The 26096-nt window shown below is 61.8% G+C and carries 21 protein-coding genes; 11 read left to right on the forward strand and 10 right to left on the reverse strand.

Annotated elements, in window-relative coordinates; translation table 11 throughout:
- Positions 1-9: 9 nt before the first annotated feature.
- The 4 genes from QM596_RS23540 to QM596_RS23555 all read right to left on the reverse strand — a co-directional run bounded on the left by QM596_RS23540 (position 10) and on the right by QM596_RS23555 (position 5060).
- Complete coding sequence (locus QM596_RS23540) at positions 10-1455, reverse strand: wax ester/triacylglycerol synthase domain-containing protein (RefSeq protein WP_283310018.1); 1446 nt, start codon at positions 1453-1455, stop codon at positions 10-12.
- A 282-nt stretch (positions 1456-1737) separates the two neighbouring features.
- Positions 1738-3363, reverse strand: a complete 1626-nt coding sequence (groL, locus tag QM596_RS23545) for a chaperonin GroEL (protein ID WP_003941476.1) — start codon at positions 3361-3363, stop codon at positions 1738-1740.
- Positions 3364-3636: 273 nt separating this feature from the next.
- Complete coding sequence (locus tag QM596_RS23550) at positions 3637-4194, reverse strand: DUF6764 family protein (protein WP_019744475.1); 558 nt, start codon at positions 4192-4194, stop codon at positions 3637-3639.
- Between the two features lie 80 nt (positions 4195-4274).
- The gene (locus QM596_RS23555; protein WP_064443292.1) at positions 4275-5060 is read right to left on the reverse strand and encodes an HAD-IIA family hydrolase; all 786 of its coding nucleotides are present in this window, start codon (positions 5058-5060) and stop codon (positions 4275-4277) included.
- 82 nt (positions 5061-5142) lie between these two features.
- Between QM596_RS23555 and QM596_RS23560 the strand changes: the two genes are divergently transcribed.
- Positions 5143-6291 (forward strand): PucR family transcriptional regulator, encoded by a 1149-nt coding sequence (locus QM596_RS23560; protein ID WP_064443504.1) that lies wholly within the window; start codon positions 5143-5145, stop codon positions 6289-6291.
- A 1428-nt stretch (positions 6292-7719) separates the two neighbouring features.
- Positions 7720-9180 carry a wax ester/triacylglycerol synthase domain-containing protein gene (locus QM596_RS23565; protein WP_283310020.1) on the forward strand — a complete coding sequence of 487 codons (1461 nt, stop codon included), beginning with the start codon at positions 7720-7722 and terminating at the stop codon, positions 9178-9180.
- Positions 9181-9392: 212 nt separating this feature from the next.
- On the opposite strand, the gene QM596_RS23570 is transcribed toward QM596_RS23565, so the two are convergent.
- Positions 9393-10100, reverse strand: a complete 708-nt coding sequence (locus tag QM596_RS23570) for a hypothetical protein (RefSeq protein ID WP_147307994.1) — start codon at positions 10098-10100, stop codon at positions 9393-9395.
- Positions 10101-10886: 786 nt separating this feature from the next.
- On the opposite strand from QM596_RS23570, the gene QM596_RS23575 reads away from it, so the two are divergent.
- The gene (locus QM596_RS23575) at positions 10887-12140 is read left to right on the forward strand and encodes an NAD(P)/FAD-dependent oxidoreductase (protein ID WP_020906709.1); all 1254 of its coding nucleotides are present in this window, start codon (positions 10887-10889) and stop codon (positions 12138-12140) included.
- On the opposite strand, the gene QM596_RS23580 is transcribed toward QM596_RS23575, so the two are convergent.
- Positions 12112-13503: an amino acid permease gene (locus QM596_RS23580; RefSeq protein ID WP_019744479.1), complete on the reverse strand. Its 1392-nt coding sequence runs from the start codon at positions 13501-13503 to the stop codon at positions 12112-12114. The two genes, QM596_RS23575 and QM596_RS23580, sit on opposite strands and share 29 nt — an antisense overlap.
- Positions 13504-13692: 189 nt before the next feature.
- Here QM596_RS23580 and QM596_RS23585 point away from each other — a divergent pair, with 189 nt between their 5' ends.
- The 7 genes from QM596_RS23585 to QM596_RS23615 all read left to right on the forward strand — a co-directional run bounded on the left by QM596_RS23585 (position 13693) and on the right by QM596_RS23615 (position 21166).
- Positions 13693-14163, forward strand: a complete 471-nt coding sequence (locus QM596_RS23585; protein ID WP_283310022.1) for an SRPBCC family protein — start codon at positions 13693-13695, stop codon at positions 14161-14163.
- A 34-nt stretch (positions 14164-14197) separates the two neighbouring features.
- On the forward strand, positions 14198-14650 hold the full coding sequence (locus QM596_RS23590; RefSeq protein WP_019744481.1) for a hypothetical protein: 453 nt from the start codon (positions 14198-14200) through the stop codon (positions 14648-14650).
- Positions 14640-15659 (forward strand): DNA polymerase III subunit beta family protein, encoded by a 1020-nt coding sequence (locus QM596_RS23595; RefSeq protein ID WP_283310023.1) that lies wholly within the window; start codon positions 14640-14642, stop codon positions 15657-15659. Before QM596_RS23590 ends, QM596_RS23595 begins: the two co-directional genes overlap by 11 nt.
- 72 nt (positions 15660-15731) lie before the next feature.
- Positions 15732-16445, forward strand: coding sequence for a phosphatidylserine decarboxylase (locus QM596_RS23600; protein ID WP_003941540.1), 714 nt, complete (start codon positions 15732-15734; stop codon positions 16443-16445).
- 59 nt (positions 16446-16504) lie between these two features.
- On the forward strand, positions 16505-17335 hold the full coding sequence (locus QM596_RS23605; protein ID WP_029254795.1) for a CDP-alcohol phosphatidyltransferase family protein: 831 nt from the start codon (positions 16505-16507) through the stop codon (positions 17333-17335).
- Between the two features lie 21 nt (positions 17336-17356).
- Complete coding sequence (locus tag QM596_RS23610) at positions 17357-19534, forward strand: AAA family ATPase (protein WP_003941536.1); 2178 nt, start codon at positions 17357-17359, stop codon at positions 19532-19534.
- A 9-nt stretch (positions 19535-19543) separates the two neighbouring features.
- Positions 19544-21166 (forward strand): amidohydrolase, encoded by a 1623-nt coding sequence (locus QM596_RS23615; protein WP_283310025.1) that lies wholly within the window; start codon positions 19544-19546, stop codon positions 21164-21166.
- 90 nt (positions 21167-21256) lie between these two features.
- On the opposite strand, the gene QM596_RS23620 is transcribed toward QM596_RS23615, so the two are convergent.
- Positions 21257-21409: a hypothetical protein gene (locus QM596_RS23620; protein WP_060939319.1), complete on the reverse strand. Its 153-nt coding sequence runs from the start codon at positions 21407-21409 to the stop codon at positions 21257-21259.
- Between the two features lie 198 nt (positions 21410-21607).
- Here QM596_RS23620 and QM596_RS23625 point away from each other — a divergent pair, with 198 nt between their 5' ends.
- Positions 21608-22846 (forward strand): HNH endonuclease signature motif containing protein, encoded by a 1239-nt coding sequence (locus QM596_RS23625; protein WP_283310028.1) that lies wholly within the window; start codon positions 21608-21610, stop codon positions 22844-22846.
- Between the two features lie 88 nt (positions 22847-22934).
- Here QM596_RS23625 and QM596_RS23630 read toward each other — a convergent pair whose 3' ends face one another.
- From QM596_RS23630 to QM596_RS23640, 3 genes are read right to left on the reverse strand one after another with little or no spacing between them, the layout of a single operon-like run.
- Positions 22935-23954, reverse strand: a complete 1020-nt coding sequence (locus QM596_RS23630; protein ID WP_283310030.1) for a DUF2804 domain-containing protein — start codon at positions 23952-23954, stop codon at positions 22935-22937.
- A gap of 2 nt (positions 23955-23956) precedes the next feature.
- Entirely contained in the window at positions 23957-24709 is a 753-nt protein-coding gene (locus QM596_RS23635) for an isocitrate lyase/PEP mutase family protein (protein ID WP_007730096.1), read from the reverse strand.
- A gap of 46 nt (positions 24710-24755) precedes the next feature.
- Positions 24756-26024, reverse strand: a complete 1269-nt coding sequence (locus QM596_RS23640; protein WP_019744488.1) for a cytochrome P450 — start codon at positions 26022-26024, stop codon at positions 24756-24758.
- Between the last annotated feature and the right edge of the window lie 72 nt (positions 26025-26096).

Raw genomic sequence — 26096 nt, forward strand, 5'->3', positions numbered from 1 at the left:
GTCGAGAGATTATCGTTCGACCAACTCACGATTTTGGTCGGAAACTGCCTGCAGAAGCGTCGTGAACCCCACCCGCAATAATTCGATGTAGTGCTCGATATCCGGCATCGTCTCTCGCGAGACGATGACATTGAGCGTCAGAGAACCTCCACGCGCAGCAATGAGGAAGTGGCGCAGAATGTCTCCGTCGACCGGCGCCTGCCCACCGAGAACTGCCACCGCCGGCGCACCTTCGAAGACATTGCCGTCGACCGATACCGGGACATTGCTGATCGTCGTGTTCTGAATGACCTTGTGCGAAGGGTCAAGCTTGTTGATCCGACGCGAGAGACCGGTGAGTCTGAGCAGAGCCGCGGGCGACGTTTCGATGCGTGTGCCGTATCGACGGACGGCTGGGTGCAAACTCCGCCCCTTTGCCATCAGCGCCGAATCCCTGATTCGTGTCAGCCGCTCGACCGGATCTTCGACGTCCGTGTGCAGATCGACCGTCAACAGCGCCAGTTGGTTGGCCGATTCCCATTCGGCGATCTGCCGCATCGATCGGGGAACCATCGCCGCCAACCCACTGCCTGATTTCTCGCCCTTCTCCGACAGGTATGCGTCGAGAGCGCCGGCGACGACGGTCAGGAAGATGTCGTTGACCGTCACGTCCGGAACGGCCGCTCGGATCGCTTTGATGTCTGCGCCGTCCAGCGTCAGGAAATCGATCGTGATGTCTCCGCCCAGCATGCCGTTGAATCGGGTCGGCAGGCGGTCGGCCGAGTACGTAGGCAGCTCTCCGGCCTCTTCCGCCTCCCGAACCGTCTCGGCCGCAACCTTTGTCACGGACAGACCCCGGCCGAAACGGATCGCCTGGCCGGGCAAACCCACGACCGTGCGCCCGATCAAATCCAGCGACGAAAGCCCCGAACCGACACGCTTCGTCTCCGGCTTCGGCGGACCGGAGAACAGAAGGTTGGTCAGATCGCGGATCGCCAGACCGTCACCGGCCCCGTGGTGGGTCTTGAGCATGATCAGCGTCAGATTGCCCGGTAGCTCGTCGATCCCGTGCACTCCGGTCATGACGTGCAACTCCCAGGGCGGCCGGGACAAGTCCATCGGCTCACCGAGCGAGCACCCGAGCAATTCACGAACCGGCGCCCAACCGGCAACCGGGGCACGATGGACGTGCACGTGATCATCGACGTCGAAATCGGCCGGGACCCAATAGGGATAGTCCAGATCCAGCGGAACTCGCTGGAGTCGACTCGTGAACAGTGGCCAGTATCCGAATCTTTCGGTGATCCACCGAACCGCGTCGTCGTGCGTCATCTCTGCGAGCGGATGGCCCGTCGTGTCGAAGAAGTAGGCGCAGACCATGTGGCTCAGATGTCCGCCGGACTCGTTGTAGACGAACTCCGCGTCTCGCGGCCCCATCTGAGATACCGCGGCTGGCAACGAGTTCCGAAAGATCATGCATGCCCCTCAATTCCGACGCTGAACGAATGTCCGAATTGTAGCGAGCTGACATGCCGATCCTCTGGGTTCTGCTCGGAATCGTTGGGTATCACCGGATCCAGCAATCGGAAAAGGTGCCTGTGATTCCGATCGATCAGGAGGCAACCTCTTGGTTAGGTGAATCCGCAATCTGCATCGCGGCTGCCGCTGCCAAGTCATCGAAACTTGCCTCCCCCGCACGAGCAAAAGCCCGGCCCACCGAATGGTGGGCCGGGCTCTAGGAGCTAGGTGGAGATGGACTCAGAAGTCCATGCCGCCCATGCCGCCGGTCGGATCGCCTGCAGGCGCTCCGGCCTTCTCGGGCTTGTCAGCGACAACGGCTTCGGTCGTCAGGAACAGAGCCGCGATGGACGCTGCGTTCTGCAGTGCCGAGCGGGTGACCTTGACCGGGTCGTTGATGCCTGCAGCGAGCAGGTCGCCGTACTCGTTGGTCGCAGCGTTGAGGCCGTGACCTGCGGGCAGGTTGGAGACCTTGTCCGCAACAACGCCGGGCTCGAGGCCTGCGTTGAATGCGATCTGCTTGAGCGGAGCGGACAGTGCAACGCGAACGATGTTCGCGCCGGTTGCCTCGTCACCTTCGAGCTTGAGGTCGTCCAGTGCGGGAGCTGCCTGGAGAAGTGCAACGCCACCACCGGCGACGATGCCCTCTTCGACGGCTGCCTTTGCGTTACGCACTGCATCTTCGATGCGGTGCTTGCGCTCCTTGAGCTCGACCTCGGTAGCAGCGCCGGCCTTGATGACTGCAACGCCGCCGGCCAGCTTGGCCAGACGTTCCTGCAGCTTCTCACGGTCGTAATCCGAGTCGCTGTTCTCGATCTCGGCGCGGATCTGGCTGACACGACCGGCGATTGCGTCGGCGTCGCCGGCACCCTCGACGATGGTGGTCTCGTCCTTGGTGATGACGACCTTGCGTGCCTGGCCGAGGAGCTCGAGGCCTGCGGTCTCCAAGGAGAGTCCGACCTCTTCGCTGATGACCTCGCCACCGGTGAGGATGGCGATGTCGGCGAGCTGAGCCTTACGACGGTCACCGAAGCCGGGAGCCTTGACGGCAACAGACTTGAAGGTGCCACGGATCTTGTTGACCACGAGGGTGGAGAGAGCTTCGCCCTCGACGTCCTCGGCGATGATCAGGAGCGGCTTGCCGGACTGGATGACCTTCTCCAGCAGGGGCAGCAGGTCCTTGACCGTGGAGATCTTGGAGCTGACGAGCAGGATGTACGCGTCTTCGAGGACGGCTTCCTGACGCTCTGCATCGGTGGCGAAGTACGCCGAGATGTAGCCCTTGTCGAAGCGCATGCCCTCGGTGAGCTCGAGCTGCAGGCCGAAGGTGTTGGACTCCTCGACCGTGATGACGCCTTCCTTGCCGACCTTGTCCATAGCCTCGGCGATGAGCTCACCGATGGACGGGTCACCGGCGGAAATACCGGCGGTAGCAGCGATCTGCTCCTTGGTGTCGATCTCCTTGGCGGTCTCGAGCAGGCGAGCTGTGACAGCCTCGACAGCCTTCTCGATGCCGCGCTTGAGGCCGAGCGGGTTCGCGCCGGCTGCGACGTTGCGCAGACCTTCACGGACCAGTGCCTGTGCGAGAACGGTAGCGGTGGTGGTGCCGTCGCCAGCGACGTCGTCAGTCTTCTTGGCGACCTCCTTGACGAGCTCGGCGCCGATCTTCTCGTACGGGTCGTCGAGTTCGATCTCCTTGGCGATGGAAACACCATCGTTGGTGATCGTGGGGGCGCCCCACTTCTTTTCGAGAACGACGTTGCGACCCTTGGGGCCCAACGTCACCTTGACAGCGTCGGCGAGGGCGTTGAGGCCTCGCTCGAGGCCACGACGTGCCTCTTCGTCGAACGCGATGATCTTTGCCATTGCGAAGTGATCCTCCGGATAGGGGGTGACACACAAGGTGACCGCTCGTCGGGTCACCTCATCGGCACAAGGCGACCGTTTGACCGGTCACCTCATTACACGGGCGACCGATTTGCCTGGTCACCCATCTACGCCTGTGGTCTAGTCAGTGCCCGCGACGGACGACCGGGGGTGTCTATGGTTCCCGGTCTCACTGCCTCGACCTGGCACTCACGGTTCGCGAGTGCCAACTGCATTTTTAGCACTCGAGCGTGCCGAGTGCAAGGTTGAGCCTCAGCCCGCGATGCAGAACTGTCCGTTACTCAAATTGACCGCAAACGAGAGCACTCCGACGCAGTCGACGCCGTTGGCATCGGCCGTCGCGCCCGCCCCGTAACCGGCGATGGCGAAGGTGACATTTCCGTCAGCCGCCCCGGCCCGCGCGATACCGCCGCCGAGCGCGAATGCCTGCGCCTGACCGTTACCGCGAGAAGCCCCCAGCGCGGTTCCGAATCCGTTTGCATATGAATTGGAGTAGCCGTTGTCGGCGGCAACGCTCACTGCCGTACCGCTCTCGGCAGCACCGGCCTGCGAACGGCCGGCTCCGACGGACTGCGCGCCGCAGCTCGCGGTCTCTGAGACCTGGATGTCATTGGCCGACGGCGGCGAGACACACGTGACGGGGGCTGCCGAAGCAGCTCCCGCACCGGTCAGTGCCAGCCCGGCGGCGAGCCCCATACCTACAGTCATCACAGCCCCTGTTCTCGCCAGGCGGCCCCCCAACCGACTACTGGAAATTCCGCTGACTCGAGAGGATGAGCGGCGGAACCAGACTGACGAGATCAAGGGCATAGAAACTCCTTCGTGGAACAAGTTCATTGGATTCGGGCGCGAGAGTACCCGCTCGAGTGAAGTCCGTCACCCCCGCCTGGTCAAGCCTCGAGGACGACCCCGAGAAGGGCCGGAAGATCCGCGACCGAATCGATGACGTGGTCGGGCTTCTGAACCGAGAGGTCGAGCACTGTTTGCCGAAACTTGCCTGTGCGCACCAGAACTCCGGTCAGGCCGACCCGCTGTGAGGAGAGGACGTCCCCGATCAGATCGTCGCCGACCATCACCGTCGCCTCAGGTTCGACATGCATCAGCTCCGTGGCTGTAAGGAACCCCGTGAGAGACGGTTTACCCACCGCGGCGATATTTACACCCGCCACTTCCTCGAAGCCGGGCAAGTACGTTCCGGTGTCGATTCGAAGGCCACCTGACGTCTCCCACATCATCCCGCGGTGCATCGCGACGACGGGCACTCCGGCGAGCAGTAGTTCGAGCACTCTGCTCAGCGCCTCGTGGGTGAACTCCGGGCCGGCGCCGCCGAGAATCACGACCTCGGGATCGGCGTCGTCGAATTCGATTCCCTCGAGATCGGCGGACACGTCACCGTGATTGAGTACCCACGCCCTCGCGTCCGGGTACGTCGCCCGCACGTACTCCCCCGTGAGCCTGGCGGCAGTAACTATCTGGCTCGCCTCCACCTCGATACCGGCGTCGCACAACCCCTGCGCGATGAGTGTCGAACTGCGCGAGGTGGTGTTGGTCAGAAACCCACAGGCCAATCCGCGCCGCCGAACTTCGCGTACTGCTTCCCCTGCTCCCTCGATCGGCTGCCAGGACGTGAGCAGGACTCCGTCGATATCGAACAGAACACCTTCGATGTCGGCCATTGCACCAGCCTATATTCGCCATCGAGGTCCTGCCGAGGCGTCGAAACCCGAAATCCGTCGATCGCTCAGTAGGCTCCCACCCATGGACCTGCGCGACGACGACCTCTTCTCCGTCGCCGGTTCTCTGGCCGAATTGCTCGGCGCTCCCGTCACGATCGAGGACGAGAACTCGACGGTTCTCGCGTACTCCGGCGGCGAGCAGGCCGTGGACGAAGCTCGCATCGGCACGATCCTCGGTCGGCAGGTACCCAGCCGATTCCGCCAATTACTCTCCGATGCAGGAGTATTCGATCGGCTTCACCGAGAGAGCGATCCCATCTACGTCGACCTCGAAGACCCCTCGATCACGCCGCGACTGGTTATCGCAGTTCGCGAGAACGATCACCCCGTCGGCTCGATCTGGGTCGCACTGGCCGGATCACCGACGCCCACACAGGAATCGATACTTCGTTCCGCGGTATCTGTCGTGGCCGGGAGAATCGCCTCGGAGCGTGACCGGGTCGACAGCACACGCCGTCGCCAATCCCAGCGCGTCCAAGCATTGATCGGCGGTGGCGAACCCGCATTCCGCGCCGCAGACGACTTGCGGTTGGCAGGCCCGCTCACCGTCGTCGCCGTCGGAACCGTCGCGGGACCACTGCCGGCGGGGTTGGTCGCCTCCTTGAGCTTGTACCTGGACACTCTGGCCGTCGACGCCGTGATCGCACAGTTGATCGACTCGACGTACCTTGTTGTCGCCGCTGACGAAGCGAACGCCCGCCGACTGTTGGAGGACTTCCTCAGCCGCGCCCGCACACGAGCACAACTTGCCGTTGCGGTGGGCCGCACCGTGAAATCAGCCAGCGAATGCCATTTGTCACGCGCCGACGCCGACCATGTTCTGGGCGCGCTGCGACACAACCGGTCCGGCGGGATTGTCGCGGGTATGAACGACACCTTGGCGTCGGTACTGGCCTTACATGTTGCCGACATCTTCGACGGACTGAGCACCGCCACACCTATGCACGCCCTGGAAGGGTACGACCGTCGACATGGAAGCGAACTCGTCGCAACGGCCCACACCTTCCTCGACAAGGGCGGTGATGTCGCGAGTTCTTCCGCAGCATTGCATGTTCACCCCAACACTCTCCGCAATCGATTACGCCGCTGCAAGGAGATGTGCGGGGTTGACCTGAGCGACGCGGACACTCGACTGATCCTGATGCTTCAGTTCAAACTACGAAGTTCCTGAGCCGGCGAAGAAGGTATCGGAGCATCTCCCGTGCCGCTCCACTTTGGGAGGTATTCGACAAAATATCACCCAAAAGTATTAACGACCAGTCCGCCAAAAGTCATAATTACCGGCCACGATTCCCAAAACCCAGCAATTCGGCAATCATCAATCTTGCAATCTGGTTAGCGTTCCGCAAGATCTTCCTCTCACGGCCCAAATAGGCCATTTTGGTTGCCTGACCAGCATAAATGAAACACGTTTCAGTTTGGTTCTACAAATTCCTAGTCAAAGTGGACTTGCTCGAGCTAACCTCATTCTCGTCACGCCACATAAGACCCCGAACGCCACACGGATCTCTTAGCAGAACGATCGCAAGGGTCCGTGCACTAGTCGAACCTGCTCTTTGTGGAATGCAACAAGCATGCGCCGATGTACAAAAAGTCTTCCAGATCTATCGAAAGGATGGAACTTCATATGATCGCAATGTTCCTTCAAGCAACGGCTGCGTTGTTCACCGGATTACTGGACAATGTATGGAGCGGATCCCTAGTGCCCGGCATCGAGGGCGCCACCGGCTCGCTAGCCGGATTAATCGAGACCGGCTCATCGCAACCCTGATCCATTTCAGAACATCACCCAACGACAGGAGTAAACGATGGATCTAGGATCGATGGTGCCTTACCTCAAGGAACCGATAATTTTGCAGATCATTTCATTGCTCGTATACAGAGGCTCCATGGCGTCAGTCGACTTCGACTGGCAACCCCCACTCGGCTGACTTCAACAGAATTTCCTACCGTGATAAAAATCTACCGCAAGGAGCGTTAGCATAGTGGATACAGCAAGTATCATCGACGCAGTCACGAGCATTGATTCGCAATCATTGCTTCCCCCGTTCGTTTATGTGCAGGCAATAGTCGACGGCATCTTCAAGTCTATCTCCGCAGCCATCAACCTAATGGCTAGCGGTTCTGCAGGTATTGGTGGAAGCATTCAGACCGCCCTCGGCTCGACCGTTGCCCCGTAGTCGGGAGAGGAGACAATAATGTTCGATCTTTCAATGAGCTATCTGTCGGATCTGGTGGGATTTGGCTCAATCGACCTAGTAGGTACGTTCGCGAAGTATCTCAACACCCTGTCCGCGTACACGCCGACGCCGCTCTAAGGAAAGGTGATTTACAATGCTGCAAAGATATATCACCAGTTTGATCGCCTGGGCTACTGGGACCATAGAGTTGACCGGCCTGGGAAGTACCATTCTGCAGAAGTAAATTCTCTGGTGCAACTTCTCTACTCTGAACTTCGATGATCCCCGAGGCTCCAATTCGCCTCGGGGGTCATTTCGCGTTCCAAGCACGAGAGTTTTCCAGGCACGAGAGTTCCGGGCCACGAGAGTTCCGGGGCACGGACACTTTGATCCGGCACCCGCCACGTGAGGAGTTCGACATGAGACTGCCCAACCTGCTGGATGCGGCTGTCACACAGGTGAATCCGCGAGACGCGGACTTCGTCTACAACGAGTCCGCCGGCCACCTGAAGCATCTGGTCGGCGTGTACTTCTTCGAAACATCTCAGCACCCAGCCGCAGAATTCACGCAGGCGCAAGCCGTCGATTGGGTCACCGCCAGGCTCGGACACAATCGCATGTTCACCCACCGAATCCAGCACACGCCACTGGGACTCGGCCATCCGTACTGGGTTCCAGACCCCAACCTGGATGTGGGCGACCACGTGCGGGTCAACGCGATTTCCGAGCCGGGTTGGGCACCATTTCAAGAAATGCTCAGCGCCCTGCTGACCTCGAGAATGGATCTCAGCCGCCCACCGTGGGAACTGCACTTTTTCACGGGGATCGAGGGGCTTGACGCTCTACCCGGCAGGCTGACGGCGGTTGTGCTCAAGTCTCATCACAGCGCGGCCGACGGAATCGCGATCCGAATGCTGGGTGAAGCCATATTTTCGGATGCGCAACGGCCGAGGAAATCAGCACCTGCAATACGGTTCCTACGGGGACGTCTCTTCACGCGATCAGCGCTGAGTTTCCCCGGCCAACTTATCCAGTTCGCCAAGAGCATTCCGGGCAATCGGGCTGCTGCCCGTGCGGTAGTCGAGGCGAAGAGTGGTGGAGAATGGGACGAGTGCATCTACGAAAGTACTAGCACCCGCTTCAACTGCAAGGTAAGCGGGTCGGCATTGGTGGAGCCGATCATCCTCGCAGGCAACGAGGTTCGGCATGTGAAGAACGCAGTCCCCGGAGCGACTGTCAACGACGTCCTTCTGGCTGTGGTCGGTTGCGCGATGGCGCGATACCTTACCGAGAAGAGCGAAGCGCCTCGAGGTTCTCTGTTCGCGATGGTTCCGCGGTCCATGCGCAAGCAAGAGGAGTGGGAGTCCGCAAACCAATTGGTGAATCTGTCCGTGAACATGCACACCACGATCACGGATCCGCTGAAAAGACTCGCTCTCATCGCAGGGTCTGCACGCTCGGAGAAGGCCCGTACGTCCCACACAGCGGTCCGGCGGATGAGCACAGTGTTGGAGACCCTACCCGCTCCGATAGCGCGGTTGATGGCATATTCACGTCACCATGACGACTACAGCCCGGATGGGCCGCGGTATCAGCACACGATGGTGAGTAACATTCCGCTCTCGGTCAACGGACTGACCCTGAACGGGGCAACTGGCACTGCCGTACTCGCTAATCAAGCACCGGTCGACGGTGACGGGCTGCGGCACTTCATGGTAGCTGCGAGTGGCGGCAACCTAACGCTCAACGTTATTGCAGACGCCGCAACGATGCCAGATCTAGGCCACTACCTGGAGTTGCTTCGCGCGAGTTTCGAGGAACTGAAGGAAGCCGCAAAGACGCGTGAGCTCGAGAGCAACTCGACCGTCATCGCATCCTGATCCCTTATTCACCAAGACATTACGAGCCCGGCCTACCACTGCGGTAGGTCGGGATTCTTGTCGAGCGGGTAATTCTGCACGTAACTCGCATCCACATGGTCTGGAAGCGCCTCCCGGCACACACTTCTGGCACTCACGCACAAGACTACGCAAAACAGCGCTGCCTGAGTGGGGTGTCAGGCAGCGCTGCTAATCACCGGGGTCCGGATTGACTATGGATGCAGAACGCCCGCACCCGAATTCAGTGCCGGGTAACTACCGGTCGCACCCACCGCATTGGCGGGAATGCATGAGGTCGGCGCACTGACTGTCCCGAAGATAGGCACTGACGCCTTCGATGTGAAACGGAAGTAATTCGCCGAGAAGTTATACATCTGGGCCGCGGTGCCCTGAGTGTCGAACTTCACGTCCAACGCACTGTTCCGAGTTTGGAAACTAATCTTCGGAAGCTGGTATGTCACGCCTACGCCGACATCCGCACCGTCCACGATCAGTTGCGATCCGGTATCGGTGAGAGTGACCGTGCCTGTGTAGCCCGAACCGGAACCGGCCACCAGTGCGGCCGATCCTGCGACGAACGTCGCTGGGTCATAGCGGTAGACAAGCCTGACGTCATCAATGCCGAGGAATGTGACACCCGAGACGCCAGAACTGCTGGGTGTCGTCGCTGAACCGGGCTGAAGGGTGTATGAATTTACCCCGGGCGTGGCATTCACAGTGACGTGGTTAGCCGTGACCGAGGTTGGAACTACCTGATCCACGGTCTGCCCAACACTTACAGCGCGGCACGCCTGGTTATAGCTCGTCACCGTCGTACCTGCAGTTGCCGACGCCGGTGCAACTGCTGCGAATACCATGCCCGCCGAAGCAGTTACTACTGCTAGAGCGGCCACCGTACGTTTTGCCGTTGAAACATGCATATCTTCTACTCCTCATTCCCTTTCGGGATCGGTTTATAGCGTTGATAGCACTTCCTGCCAAAACGCAGTTCGAGCAAAGTTGAACTACTGCATTGACAGCCTCCGCATCACCGGAAGTTTCGCGGCGAAGGGGAAGTCTTTGAGGCCGTGCGCAGCACGATAGGATTTGTTCACTACCGATGCACGACCGAAATCTTGACAACGGAGATTAGCGATACGACATCACCCGGGAATCATGTCTCGATTCCGAAAAAGATGACGTCCGACCGTGAGAAACCACCTCCAATCAGCTGGTTTGGTAGCACCAATTCCACTGGATGCTCACACCGAGCGGTAAGTTGGAACAGCTGATCGACGATTGAAAGCCATTCACGATTTGCCGCTTATGTGATGACCGTCACCATACCTCAATTACTAGAACTTGTAACAGTTTTTGAAAGAAATCTCTCGACAACTTGAAACGGCGACCCCACTTACATCGAGGATTTGCACGCGACTAATACCAAGGAACTAACATTCAGCGAAACATTAATACTAAAGTATTAACAACGCAGCTCATTCCAGAGATGGTTAATACTTTAGTATTAATTCAAAAGTTCCAGTGCATTCACGAACCGACTCACTGTGATTCGCTTCCCAAGCGAGGGCTGTGCACTCGCACAACGCATTCCCCGAAGCTGTGGCCGAACGGCCAGTCCTTTTGCCACCCCTGCGATTCATGCTTGAGAGAAGAGCCGGATGTGACCGGCGTCTCGGTTCGAGCAGAGTCTGTAGAAGGAGTGCGTCATGGGAACTCGTCAAAGCCCCGATCGTGTGGTCGTGGTCGGTGCGGGTGTTGTCGGATTGTCGACGGCCTGGTTCTTGCAGGAACGTGGAGTCGAGGTCACCGTCGTCGATCGCAACGGCGTCGCAGCCGACGCGAGCTGGGGCAACGCCGGTTGGCTTGCCCCCGCATTGACGCTTCCGCTGCCCGAACCCGCAGTGCTCCAATACGGCTTGCGCGCGATGCTCAGCCCGTCGTCCCCGGTGTACGTGCCACTGACCACCGATCTGAAGCTGATTCGGTTCCTGGTCGGGTTCGCGCGCCACTGCACGCCGTCGAAGTGGCAGGAAGCGATGTCGGTCTACACCGAGGTCAACCGAACAGCCTTGGGCGCGTACGACGAACTCGCCGACGGTGGCGTCAAAGAGCTGACCCGCCTGGCCGATCCTTTCCTCGCCGCGTTTGCGTCCGAGAAGGACCGACAGACTTTGGTGGACGAGTTCCATCACGTCGAGGCCGCGGGCGGCGAGGTCGACTTCGACCTCCTCGACTACGACGCGATTCACTCGCTCGAGCCTTCACTCGGCCAGGGTGTGAAAGCCGGTTTGCGTCTGCGTAATCAGCGTTTCATCGATCCCCCGTTGTTCGTGAACTCGTTGGCGGACGCGGTTCGTGAACGCGGTGGAGAAATCGTCAGCGGTTTCGACGTCACGCAGATCGACGATCGGGTCGGCGGAGTCACTGTTCGCAGTGCACACGGTGATTCACGCGACGGCGACGCCGTGGTCATCTCGAGCGGTGCCCGCTTGAACAAGCTCGCAGCACCGTTCGGTGTGCGCAAACTGGTGCAGGCCGGACGCGGATACAGCTTCAGTGTCAAGCCCGAGCACCTCCCCAAGAACCCTGTGTATTTCCCCACCCAGCGCGTCGCATGCACTCCGTTGCACGATCGCTTCCGAGTGGCCGGAATGATGGAATTCCGCAGCCCTGACGCGCCGCTGGATCCACGCCGCGTGCAGGCGATCATCGATGCGGCCAAGCCGATGCTCAGCGGCATCGACTGGACTGCGCGGGAAGAGGAATGGGTGGGATCACGACCGTGCACTACCGACGGCTTGCCGTTGATCGGAGCCACGAAGTCGCCGCGGGTGCACGTCGCCGGTGGTCACGGGATGTGGGGAATCGCCCTGGGTCCGTTGACCGGAAAGATGGTGGCCGACTCGATGACCGGCGCTCAGACGCCGACCGTCATGCGCCACTTCGATCCGCTGCGCTGACAGCCGGTTTCACCCACTTGTAGTACGCGCCCGTCAGCAGAACCAGCCATCCGGCACCGACGAGCAGCGCAACTCGGGTATCGGCGATGACGCCGAGCAACACGATGACAAAAGCCAGGAACACGATCGCGAAGATCTGACCGTACGGCCACAGCGGCACTGGAAACTTCAGTGCCGCTGTTTCGTCTGCACTCATCTGAGCGCGGGAACGGAACTGCGAGAGCAGGATCATGATCCAGACGAAAATGGTGGCGAAGGTCGCCAGCGAGGCGATGACGAGGAACACCTGGTCCGGGATCAGGTAGTTGAGCAGTACTCCCACCAACAGGGCACCGGTCATGATGACAACAGTCATCCACGGAACACCGTTGGCGGAGACTCTCTTCATCACCTGCGGGGCCTGACCGGCATGCGACATTCCGAACATCATGCGACCCGCACCGAAAACGTCGCTGTTGATGGCGGACAGGGCCGCGGTGATGACAACGATGTTGAGGATCGATGCGGCCGTTCCCAATCCGAGGTTCTCGAAGATCTGGACGAACGGGCTGTTGTCGGAGTTGATGGTCTGCCACGGAATGATCGCCATGATGACGGCGAGGGTGCAGATGTAGAAGAGAATGATGCGCACCGGGACCGTGTTGACGGCTTTCCTGATGGTCTGCGCCGGATCCTCGGCTTCGCCCGCGGTGATACCGATGATCTCGGTGCCACCGAACGCGAACATGACGATCGCGAAACACGCGACGAATCCGCCGAAGCCCGTCGCGAAGAACCCGCCGTCCGACCAGAGGTGGCTGATTCCGGCATCGGTGTCGTGAACGCCGAATCCGAACACGATGATCGCGATGCCGCCGGCGATCATCGCGATGATGGCGGTGATCTTCACGAGCGTGAACCAGAATTCCAGTTCGCCGAACACCTTGACGCTCAACAGGTTTATCGCGCCGATGAAGAAGACGACAGCCAGAACCCAGATCCATCTCGGTACGTCCGGGAACCAGAACTGCATGTACAGCCCGAAGGCGGTGACGTCGGCGAGGCACACGATCACCATCTCGAACGTGTACGTCCACCCGGTCATGAAACCGGCGAGTGGTCCGAGGTGCTTGTTCGCGTACTCGCTGAACGAACCGGAAACCGGGTTACGGACCGCCATCTCGCCGAGCGCTCGCAACACCAGGTAGACCGCGATACCGCCGATCAGGTAGGCCAGGAGCACCGACGGGCCGGCTCGTTTGATGGCCTCGGCGCTGCCGTAGAACAGTCCGGTTCCGATGGCTGATCCGAGGGCGATGAAGCGGATATGGCGCGCTGTCAGCCCTCGCTTGAGGCCATCCTGCGTCGCGGCGTCGCTGTTCACTTCTCGGTACTCCAGTCGGATGGATCGTCATACGTGCGCGAACCATTGTCCGCTACCACCGCGCGTGTTCCCGCACGACCCTGTTGGACGGCCGTACAGTGACCTGACACACATGGTCCATTGACGGATCGCTTACGATCGACAAAAGTGTTTGTAACTTTACGTAGCATCAACTCGACTGGAGAGACTGTGTCCAACACCCTCGAAGCAAGCATCGACATCGACGCATCACCGCAGGACGTGTGGGCAATCGTCGCCGACCTGCAGCGCATGGGCGAATGGAGCCCCCAGTGCAAGGTGATGAAGGTAATCGGCGGGACCGTGCGTGAGGGCGCCAAGACGATCAACGTCAACCGCAAGGGCCTGCTGGTCTGGCCGACGTCGTCGAAGGTCGTTCGCTTCGAGCCCAACAAGTCGGTGGCGTTCCGCATCGCGGAGAACCGCACGATCTGGTCCTACGAACTCGAGCCGACCGCTACCGGCACCAAAGTGACCGAGCGTCGCGAGGCTCCCACCGGAACGTCGAAGGTCTCGCAGTTCCTCGTCAAGACCGTCCTGGGCGGAAACGCCGACTTCGAGGTCGAGCTCGTCGAAGGCATGAATGCCACATTGAAGCGTGTGAAGAGCGAGGCCGAGGCGGCTGCACGCACCGCTGCTTGACCCTCGACCTGGTCGAGGCATCAGGATCCGTTCCATGGATCCCGTGATGACACAGATAGCGCAGGCACAAGAATTGGCGAGCTCCGGCGATCGAGCCGGGGCTCGCTCTGCGTTCGAGAAGATGTGGGAAGAGATCAGCGCCGCCCCCGATGCGCTCCACATCGTCTCCCTCGCGCACTACATGGCCGACGTTCAAGACGATCCGGCTCAGGAGCTCTGCTGGGACCTGCGCGCCCTCGACGCTGCCGATTCGTTGACCGACGCGCGAGCCCAGGAACACCACGCATCGCTGCAGGTCGCCGGTTTCTATCCATCGCTGCACCTCAACCTGGCTGCCGACTACCGCAAACTCGGACGCGACACCGAGGCCGTCGAGCATCTGACGAAGGCCGAGGCGTCGGTCGGCACACTCGCCGACGACGGTTACGGCCGGATGATCAGGGGCGCTATCGAGCGACTGCGGGCAGAATTGATCCGTGACCACTAGTTCCGCCCTCTTGACGATCGGCGAGATGTCCCGGGCGTCGGCGCTCCCGATCAGCGCTCTGCGGTTCTACGACAAGGAAGGCGTGCTCGTCCCGCATTCCGTCGATCCGCACACCGGTTACCGCTGGTACACCGACGATCAGCTCCGCGACGCCCGCATGATCGCCGGTATGCGACGCGTCGGTGTTCCGATCCGCGACATGATGGCCGTCCTGACCGGGCCGGAACCGCATTCGTGCCTGGACGCCCATCTGCGCAACCTCGAGGACGGTCTCGCCGACGCCCGCGCCGAACTGGGGCGAATTCACCGGCTGATCGATTCGCTACCTGCCTCCGGCGGCGTGGACATCGACTCGTGGGATCTACGACGCGCACTCGACGCCGTGCTGTTCGCCGTGAACGAGGAATCGGAGTTCCCGATACTTCGCGGCGTCCACCTCGACATTCACGACGGCGTCGCTGCGTTTGTCACCACTGATCAGTTCCGGCTCGCGGTCGCAGAGGTGAAAGTTCACTCCGCTCTGACGGTGTCCGCTGTCGTTCCCGTGGCCTTCGCGCGATTGTTGCGCGATGTCGCCGGCGTCGTGACGCTGACTTTCTCCGCGCGCACGGTGACTGCGTCGTATCCGGGAGGTGAGGTGTCCAGCCCGCTGATCGAGGACGGCGAGTTCCCCGATCACCGAATCCTGCGCGAGCACAACGACGCCGTCGAACTGAGCGGCAACCAACTTGCCGCCCTGCTCAACGGCACCGAGGACAGCGCCGTCGTCAGCGTCGGCGAAGACGGTGGTGCACGGGTGAATCCGGGCGGAATGGATCCCCGTGAACAGTTCCGAGTACTGGTCGACCGACAGCGACTGCGCGACGCCGCCGCAGCCCAACCGGGGCGGCAACTGGTGATCCGAGTAAGCGGTGCGGCGCTGCCGCTGGCGATACGCACCGGCGACTGTGTCGGGTACTACTCGTACTTGATGCCACTACAGCCTGTAGGAGAGAAGGCGTTCACGTAATCTATGGATGCTCTACCACCCCGTACTGTCAGTGCGACCAGCAGAAGACCTACCGAGTAGTTAGAGGAGCCTGTGGCACGCCGACCCACACCCCCCGGAACCCCGCAACCCACCGGGATCGGACATATCGTCGATCTGGTTCGCCATGCGATTCCGCCACTTCATCCCGCCGGCCTGCCGTTCGTGCTGGCCCCGCTGGGAGTTGCAGCTCTAGGCCGCAACCGTAAGTGGGTGCGCCGAGCCGGTCTGACCACCGCCGCCGCATGCGCCACGTTCTTCCGTCACCCGCACCGGGTGCCGCCGAACCGCATCGGCGTCGTCGTCGCGCCCGCCGACGGCGAGGTGGCGTTGGTCGACAACGCCGTTCCGCCCGCCGAGCTCAATCTCGGAAGCGAGCCGCGCCCGCGCGTCAGCATCTTCCTGTCTGTTCTCGACGTGCATGTCCAGCGCAGCCCTGTCGGTGGAACGGTCAAAGAGGTCGTTCACCAGGCAGGCAAGTTCCTCTCCGCAGATCTCGCCGACGCCAGCGAGGTCAACGAGCGCAACAGCATGCTGATCGAAACCGCCGATGGTCACGACGTTGCGGTTGTCCAGATCGCGGGACTGCTCGCGCGCCGCATCGTCTGCTACGCCGGTGTCGGTGACGTCCTGCCGATCGGCGACACGTACGGACTGATCCGTTTCGGCTCACGCGTCGACACGTATTTCCCCGCCGGAACCACACTCCTGGTCGAGCCGGGACAACGCACGATCGGTGCTGAAACAGTTATCGCGCAACTGCCGTGAAGACGCCGAAGATGAAGTCAGCCGTGAAGAAGCCGGGAGCAGCCCAACCCGGCGCGAAGATGCCCAAACGCACCCAGGCGGTGCGGTTGCTGCCGTCCGTCATCACCATCCTGGCGCTGTGCGCCGGGCTGTCCGCCGTCAAATTCGCTCTCGACGGACAACCCGGTACCTCGCTCGCGATGATCGGCGCCGCTGCCGTCCTCGATTCACTCGACGGCCGCATCGCGCGACTGCTCGACGCCACCAGCAAGATCGGCGCCGAACTCGACTCACTGGCCGACTCCATCTCCTTCGGCGTCGCCCCGGCCCTGGTCCTGTACGTGACCTTGCTGGACGGCACCAGCATCGGCTGGATCATCGCGTTGATCTACGCGGTCAGCATCGTGTTGCGACTCGCACGTTTCAACACCCTGCTCGACGACGACGACGTCCCCGCGTACGCACGTGAGTACTTCGTCGGCGTTCCAGCTCCGGCCGGCGCACTCATCGCCCTCACTCCCCTGGCCGCGACGGCTCAGTGGGGTGACGGCTGGTGGTCTTCGCACTTCGTCGTCATCGTGTGGACGCTCTTCTCGGCTGCACTGATCGTCAGCCGCATCCCGACGCTGGCGATGAAGTCGGTATCCGTGCCGCCGCACATGGCGGCCGGCCTGCTCGTCCTGGTGACGTTGGCTGCGGCCGCACTCATCACCTACCCGTACATCCTGCTGATCGTTCTCATCGCGATCTACCTGGTGCACATCCCGTTTGCCGTGCACTCGAAGCGGTGGGTGGCAGCACGTCCTGAAACCTGGGACATCAAGCCTTCCGAACGCCGCGCGATCCGACGCCAACCCAACGTCGGTGGCCGCCGCTCGGCCGCTCGTCTCGGATTGCGGCGACCCCGCTAGTCCACGACGTACTCTCGAGAGGTGACTTCGCCGGAACTCGCCCTCACCGTTCGACTCAACACCTCTGCCGCCGACCTACGCCGCGGGGTAGTGCGCTTGCACCCCGAAGCGTTGGCGGCGTTGGGCATCCGCGAATGGGATGCCATCGCACTCATGGGAGCCCGCGGCACCGCGACCGTCGCGGGCCGTGCGCCCACCGGAACCCCGGCAGGCACGATCCTTCTCGACGACGTCACCATGTCGAACGTCGGCCTGACCGAGAACTCTTCCGTCGTGGTCGGTCCGGTGACGGTGTACGGAGCGCGATCCGTCTCCGTCACCGGCTCGTCCATGGCGACAAATTCGATCAGCTCGACGGTTCTGCGACAAGCCCTTCTGGGCAAGGTCGTCAGCGTCGGCGACACGGTCTCGCTCCTCCCCCGCGATCTCGGTCCGGGTACGAGCACTTCCGAAGCCACCCAAGCGCTTTCCCGCACCTTCGGCGTCGCGTGGACATCCGAACTGCTCACCGTCACGGCCGTCGAGCCTGCCGGTGGTCCGGTCAGCGTCCAGCCGAATTCGGCGGTCAACTGGGGTTCCGGCTCGGCGGGCACACTGACACCGAGTGCGCTTGTTTCCAGTCCGGCCGCCGTCGCGATCGAGCCTGCGCCGTCGGTTCCGCTGGATCACCTTGTCGGCGCGCAAGCGCAGGCAGCCAAGCTGACCGAGTGGCTCGGCCTGGCACTCGACGAACCAGAACTGCTCCGTACGCTCGGCGCCTCACCGCACCTCGGCGTCCTCATCACGGGCCCCGCCGGCGTGGGCAAAGCCACGTTGGCCCGCTCGGTCCTGTCCTCACGCAAACTTGTCGAACTCGACGGCCCGGGAGTCGGTGCCACCGAGGCAAATACCCGCCTGCAGCGAATCGTCGACGCCGTTGCTGCCGTGCGCGGCGGTGGTGTACTGCTGATCAGTGACATCGACGCTCTGCTTCCAGCCACCGCGGAACCGGTGTCCGCACTGATCCTCGAACAATTGCGCAGCGCCGTCGCAACCCCGGGCGTGGCATTCGTCGCGACCTCCGCCCATCCGGAGACCGTCGACGCGCGCCTTCGCGGCCAGGATCTCTGCGACCGGGAACTCGCACTTACCCTGCCGGACGGCGCAACCCGCAAGGCGTTGCTCGAACTCCTGCTCCGCCGCGTGCCCACCGGAACCCTCGAACTCGACGCCATCGCCTCGCGCGCACCGGGATTCGTGGTCGCCGACCTCGCGGCGCTCTGCCGTGAAGCTGCTTTGCGAGCGGCGACGCGGGCGTCCAAATCCGGTGATTCCCCGGAGATAACGCAGGAAGATCTTGTCGGCGCCCTCGAAGTGATTCGGCCACTGTCTCGTTCGAGTACCGAAGAACTGTCGATCGGCAGCGTCACCCTCGACGACGTCGGCGATATGGTCGAAACCAAACAGGCGCTCACCGAGGCGGTCCTGTGGCCGCTGCAGCACCCCGACTCCTTCGCACGCCTCGGTGTCGACCCACCACGCGGCGTGCTCCTCTACGGCCCTCCCGGCTGCGGTAAGACGTATCTCGTTCGTGCCCTTGCCAGCTCAGGTCACCTCAGCGTCCACGCCGTCAAAGGGGCTGAGCTGATGGACAAGTGGGTCGGCGCCTCCGAAAAGGCCGTACGCGAGTTGTTCCAGCGCGCACGCGATTCGGCGCCCTCGTTGATCTTCCTCGACGAAATCGACGCCCTTGCCCCGCGTCGTGGTCAAAGTTCCGACTCCGGGGTGTCAGATCGCGTCGTAGCCGCGTTGTTGACCGAACTCGACGGCGTCGAACCGCTACGCGACGTCGTGGTGTTGGGCGCCACCAATCGACCGGATCTGATCGACCCGGCTCTCCTGCGCCCCGGCAGACTCGAACGTCTCGTATTCGTACCGCCGCCGGATGCGGAGGCTCGCAAAGCGATTCTGCGTGCTTCCGGCAAGTCGGTACCGCTCGCCGAAGATGTCGATTTGGACATTCTGGCCGTCGATCTCGAGGGATACTCGGCAGCAGACTGCTCGGCTCTCCTGCGTGAGGCTGCACTCGCCGCCATGCGTCGGAGCATGGACGCGGCCGACGTGACGGCCGCGGACGTGGCAACCGCCCGTGAGAAGGTACGTCCCTCACTCGATCCCGAGCAGGTGGCACACCTACAGGCGTACGCGGACAACCGATAAGGACTGACCATGGCTGCTGATCTGGTTCTGTACGGCGACATCGTGACCATGCGCGAGGACTCACCACTCGCCCAGGCGCTCGCCGTGACGGGCGGCCGGATCACAGCCGTCGGCGCGCGCACGGACGTCGAGGAACTGGTGGGGCCGGATACCCGCGTTGTTGACGTCGGAGGCGCCGCTGTTCTGCCGGGGTTCATCGAGCCGCACGGTCACCCCCTGGAAGAAGCCATCGTGCTCGGGCCTGACGTCGTCGACATCCGGCCTGTCACGATCACCGAGGCGGATGCCGTAGTCGCTGCCGTCGTCGACACTGTTCGTTCGCGAGGTGCTGCCGGCGCTTCTCTGAACGGTTGGGACCCGTTGCTGCAGAAGGGCCTACCCGATCCGACCATCGACTGGCTGGACTCCGTAGCGCCGGAGTACCCCCTCGTGATCATGCACAACTCGGGACACGTCGCGTATTTCAACACGGCGGCAGCAGTGCAGGCCGGCATCACCCGCGATACCCCCGATCCGATCGGCGGATCGTACGGCCACGACGCGACGGGCGCACTCGACGGAGCCGCGTACGAAATGCCTGCGGTGTTCGCAGTCGCGGGCCACGCAGTCACTATCGGTGACGACTTCCCCGCACTGGTGGCGGCCGAATGCGCCCGGCTGAACGCCGCGGGAATCACCACCATCGCCGAATTGTCGTTCGACCCCAAGATGCGGCCCGCCCTGGCAGCGATAGCCGACGCCGGACTGCTCACCACCCGCCTGCGGCTCTACGAGATGTCCAACGACGCGCGCACTACCGAGGCGTCACCGGGCGACGGAAACGACCTGGTGCGCCAGATCGGCATCAAGGTCTGGTCCGACGGTTCACCGTGGGTCGGTAACATCGCCACCAGCTTCCCGTATCTCGATACCGAAGCCACCCGCGCGCTCGGGATCGCCTGCACGCACGGGCACGCCAACTACACCGGCGAACAGATCCACGACATCAGTTCCGCCTACTTCGCCAAGGGGTGGCAGATGGCGTGCCACGCCCACGGCGACGACGCGATCACCATGGTTCTCGACGCGTGGGAACGACTTCTGAAGGAGCACCCCCGGCCCGATCACCGGTTGCGCCTCGAACATGTCGGCGCGATGCGTCCGGATCAGTTCGTCCGCGCAGCGGAACTGGGCGTCACGGTCAGCATCTTCATCGACCACCTGCACTACTGGGGTGACGTTCTGGTCGATGACCTGTTCGGCCCCGAATACGGATCCGTTTGGGCCGCAGCAGGATCTGCACTCGCGGCCGGCCAGCGGTTCACCTTCCACAACGACGGACCCGTTACCCCCGCCAATCCGCTACGGAACATGCAGGACGCCGTCACCAGGCTTTCGCCCAGCGGCCGCGTCGTGGCACCCCAGGAACGGATCCCCGTGGACGCCGCCGTGCGCGCCCACACAGTCAACGCCGCGTGGCAGCTGTTCAGCGAAGATCACATCGGGTCCATCTTCCCCGGCGCCTACGCGGATCTTGTTGTGCTGTCGGCGAATCCCCTCGACGTCGAGCCGACCAGGCTGGCCGACATCACGGTGCTCGCCACCATCCTGGAGGGTCGGACGGTGTACGGAGACCTGAGCGCGATCGGCTGATCGGTCGCCGAACGCCGTGGACAAAGGCCGTAAACCTTCTCTGCTCGATTTCCAAGGATCGTTGCGAGAACGGAGACGGCGCAAGTGGCCTCAGGGTTCAGTGCGGATGTCGTCAATGACCTGGGCAATCGCATGTTTCGCCCAGGCCGTGATCTGCTCGTTCGTGTCGCGGTAGTACGGCAAGGCAACCAATGCAATCGACAGAGCCCATGCGCGGCCACGCGTCCAAGTTCCCTCGTCCACGTCAACACGAAGCCGGAATGTACGCCGAGTGCTCGGCGTCAGCAGAGTCCATGCAATGAGGCAGTCGAGATTGCCTGCCGCAAATCGAATGAAGATCCGAAAAGTCCCAAAAATCGGAATTGTCGAAAATTATTGCATAGGAAGCGTTTTCGAGATCCAAGTCTTGTGTTCGAAACTTTGTTCGATTAGACTTTGAGCATGGACAGTCGGGAAGCGTGGCAGCTGGATGGCGAGGGCCTCAAGAGTGAGGTTCTGGATCTGGTGCGCGCCCGGCACGAGTTGCAGTCGCGGATGGTGTTGTTGATCGTCGAGATGTTTTCCCGTGAGGTTCTCGGGGGGAAGGGTTTTCGGGCGATCGCGCAGTGGTTGCATGGTTCGACGAATTTGGAGATCGGTGAGTGCAGTCTGCTGGTCGGGTTGGCGCGGTTGTTGATGCTCGAACCTGTTGTCGCGGATGCGTTTCATCGTGGTGATGTGGATGCGTTGAAGGCGCGTCAGGTGGCGTCGTTTTGTCAGCATCCGCCGAAGAACATGACGGCGGCGGATGTGGACAAGGCTCGCGGGATCTTGTTGGGGTTGGCGTCGAAGAACATTGCGGATTGTGATGCGGTGCGGGCGGCGATTCGGCGGATCGAGAAGCAGTACGGCAAGCGTGGGGACGGTGTTCCGGTCGGCGAGGATTCGGAGCGGAACGAGTTCTACGCCTCGAAAGGCCTGTACGGCAGAGTAACTGTGAAGGGTGATTTAGATGCGGTCAACGGGGCCCGTCTGATCACGCTGCTGTCGAGCCTGTCTGCTCCGACACCGGAGAAGGACGGTGTCAAGGACACCCGCACGCCGGCATTACGACGGGCGGACGGGTTTTGTGAACTGTTGCGCCGGTACGAGCGGGCGGGGTTGGGCCCGATCGAAGGCGGAGTGAAACCGCACATCACGGTCACCGCGTCCGCGAAAGACATGACGGACCTTAAAGTTCTGAAAGACCTCTTGCCGTCCACCGAGGAGTTGGGGTTCGCGTGGACGGATTGGGTGGGCCCGATCAGTATCGACACTGCCCGGATGTTGGCCTGCGACTGCACTGTCACCCGAATCTGGTTGGATGAGAATGGTGTTCCGCTCGACTGCGGTAAGGAAGTGCGAACAGCGACCGTTCCGCAGCGACGGGCGTTGGCGGTTCGTGATGGTGGGTGTGCATTTCCGGGGTGTGGGACTCCGTCGGGGTGGTGCGATGCTCATCATATTGTTCACTGGAACGATGGTGGCCCAACGGATCTCGACAACCTGGTTCTGTTGTGCGGTCATCATCATCGGACGATGCATCACACGGAGTGGCGGGTGGAGATCGGCCCGGATCGAAAGACGGTGTTCTATCCGCCGATGTCGGTTGATCCGTATCAGCAGCCGATCGGCGGGAACAGCCCACCAACAGCAGCCTGAAGTGAAATAACTCGAGACGCGAGCACCGGGGCACGATCATGCCCCGGTGCCCATGCTGCGTTCCGTCATCTTCGCGGAGATGTACGGCCTACCAGCGGTTCCGAACCTCCTCGGCAAATCCGAGGAGATCTCGAACGACCACGGAGGTACCGTCGTCGAGGATCACTGTGCCGGAGAACTTTCCGAACACCTGATGCTGAATCGAACGCAGTACCCCGACGTCGAAAGTCGCGGCACGGTCGATGATCGGCTCGAAAGTCATCTCGAAGCGACCATCGTTGCTCGAGAAGTTCCACGGAGCGCCGTCGTACGTTCCCTGCGGGATGCCGAAGTCGATCCTGTCCAGTTTGTGTGCCCGACCGCCGACAAACACGATGTTCTCGCTGGCCGCCGTCGTGTCGCCGAAGCCGTAACCGATGTTGAATCCGAACCGCTCGCCGTTCACCAGTCCGGATGCAGAACCCCAGTACCAGGTGTTGTCGTAAGTCCAGACTCCCCTGCCCCAATCGAGAACGCCGAACGAGTCTTCCGAGCGAAATGTGAAGTCGTCACTCCCGATTCGCACGGTCCCGGCAGCGGGCAGGCAGTTGATCTTCTGGTTGTAGTAAAACGAACGGGACGCCTTCGGAAACGGTGTAGCGATCACCATCCGGTCATCGACAGGACCCGCCAGGAACAAATCGGCATGAAGGCCTCGCCCACCGTCGAAAGCCGGGTAGTCGACAATCAGGTGGCGCCCACCGTCCACATGGCGAAACTCGAAGCGAGCTTTACCTTTCGACACCACCACATCACCGTCGTCCGCGCTTTCGGGCAGACCGAGCCTTCCCATCGGGAACGGCAGCATCACGTTTTCGGTGATCTCGTGTGGTGTTCGGAAATCGAGCCAGGAGACTCCGAGCAAGCCCATGTACCCGTTGTCGGCGACGGTCAACGCGATGCCGTAATCCGCAGTGAGAACGCAGTAGTAGTCCCACTCCTTGATCCGGAACTTCGGAACGGTGATCGCAGAGCGTCGATACTTGCGAATCTCCGATGGGGCCCAACCCGTCTCGACCAAATGTCCGCCATCGTCGAGAAGCGGGCCGGGCGACATCAGTGTCTGCATTCTTACTTCCAGCGTCCCAAGATCTCGTTCGCACGGTTGGCCAATGCCATCTGGAAGAACGGACCGAAGCTCACACGTGCCACTCCGAGCGGACCGAAACTTGCCGGATCGTCCTGGTCCGGGATTCCGATCGCATTGATCGGAAGTGGAAGTTCGGACGTCAGGCGGCGCTGGGTCGCGTCGTCATGCCGCCCGACGGGGTAAAGAACGTCGGCGCCGGCGTCGGCCGCCAGCTTGAGGCGTGCGATGGCGCGATCGACACGATCGGACTCGTCACCGACCTGCTTCACGAACAGGTCGGTGCGCGCGTTGACGACAACGTGAACTCCGGCTGCGTCGGCGGCCTGACGAAGCCCACCCACAAAGTCGGCGTGCTCCTGCGCCTCACGCAAGCGTCCGCCTTCACTGTGGACGGTGTCCTCGATGTTGAGTCCGACAGCGCCGGCATCGATCAACCCGTCGATGAGAACTGCCGGCTCGAGCCCGTAACCACCCTCGATGTCCACCGAGATCGGGGCGTCGACCGCACCGGTGATCTGCTTGATCCGGTGCAGAAGTTCGTCGAAGGTGATGCCCTCGTTGTCCGGCTTGCCGATGGAATCGGAAACCGGGTGGCTGCCCACCGTCAGGGCTGCAAAACCTGCAGCCACCGCAAGATTCGCCGACCACGCGTCCCACACCGTCGGGAGAATGACCGGGTTACCTGGCTGGTGCAACGCCAATAGAGCAGTTGCCTTGTCGTTGATCGAAGTCATGCGGTGGCTCCTCGAGATCGTGGGGTGTACCTCTCACCTACCGACTCTAGTGAGCGACCGGGCAGCCTGTGCTCTTGTAATCGACCTGGAACTCCTTGATGCCGTTGATCCAACCCGAGCGCAGACGGCGCGGATCACCGATCTTGGTGATGTCCGGGACGTTGTCGGCGATGGCGTTGAACATCAAGTCGATCTCCATGCGAGCGAGGTTTGCACCGATGCAGAAGTGCGCGCCCGTTCCGCCGAAGCCCAAGTGCGGATTGGGGTTACGAGTGATGTCGAACGTCATCGGGTTCTCGAAGACGTCCTCGTCGAAGTTCGCGGAGCTGTACAGCATCACCACGCGCTGCCCCTTCTTGATCGACACTCCTGCCAGCTCGGTGTCCTCGAGCGCGGTGCGCTGGAACGCGGTGACCGGTGTCGCCCACCGGACGATCTCGTCGGCCGTCGTCTTGGGACGTTCCTTCTTGTACAGCTCCCACTGCTCGGGGTTGTCCAGGAACGCGATCATTCCGTGCGTGATGGCGTTGCGGGTGGTCTCGTTCCCTGCGACCGCCAGGATGAGCACGAAGAACCCGAACTCCTCCGGGCTCAAAGCGTCGCCGTCGATGTCGGCCTGGACCAGAGTCGTGACGATGTCATCTGCCGGACAGGTACGACGCGCGTCTGCCATTTGGTACGCGTATCCGAGGACCTCGGTGGACGCGACTGCCGGATCACCCTGGTATTCCGGGTCGTCGTAGCCCATCATCTCGTTGGACCACTTGAACAGCTTGTCCCGATCGTCCTGCGGTACACCGATCAGATCCGCGATCGCCTGGAGCGGCAGCTCGCTGGCAACCTGCTTCACGAAGTCGCCCGGGCCTTCGCTCACAGCGGTGTCGACGATGCTGCGCGCACGACGATCCAATTCGTCGCGCATGCCGTTGATCGCGCGCGGCGTGAACAGCTTCGAAATCAGCTTGCGGAGCTTGGTGTGCTCCGGCGCGTCCTTGTTGAGCAGAAGATGCCGGAGCATCTCGACGGCCTCACGTGGCATATCGTCGGCGAAACGCGCGATCGCGGTGTTCTCCCAGCTCGAGAACACATCGCTGCGCTGGCTGACCTCTTTGACGTCAGCGTGACGCGAGACCACCCAGTAGCCCTCGTCCTGGAATCCACCAACGGTCGGCGGCTGCTCACACCACCACACGGGCGCGCTTCGACGCAGTTCGGCGAATTCCTCGAAAGGGATCCGCTCCCCGAGGACAGCAGGATCGGTGACGTCGAATCCGGCCGGTAGGTCAGGCGTGCGAGTTGTGTCCGAGATGGTCATGGCGTCCTCTGATCGGTCGATTGTGCGCTACACCACAGAGTAGCTTTCACTAACGGGCTGTCAAGTGAAAGA

Origin of the sequence: Rhodococcus sp. IEGM 1406 (genome assembly GCF_030056745.1) — a bacterium.
Lineage (GTDB): Bacteria > Actinomycetota > Actinomycetes > Mycobacteriales > Mycobacteriaceae > Rhodococcus_F > Rhodococcus_F erythropolis.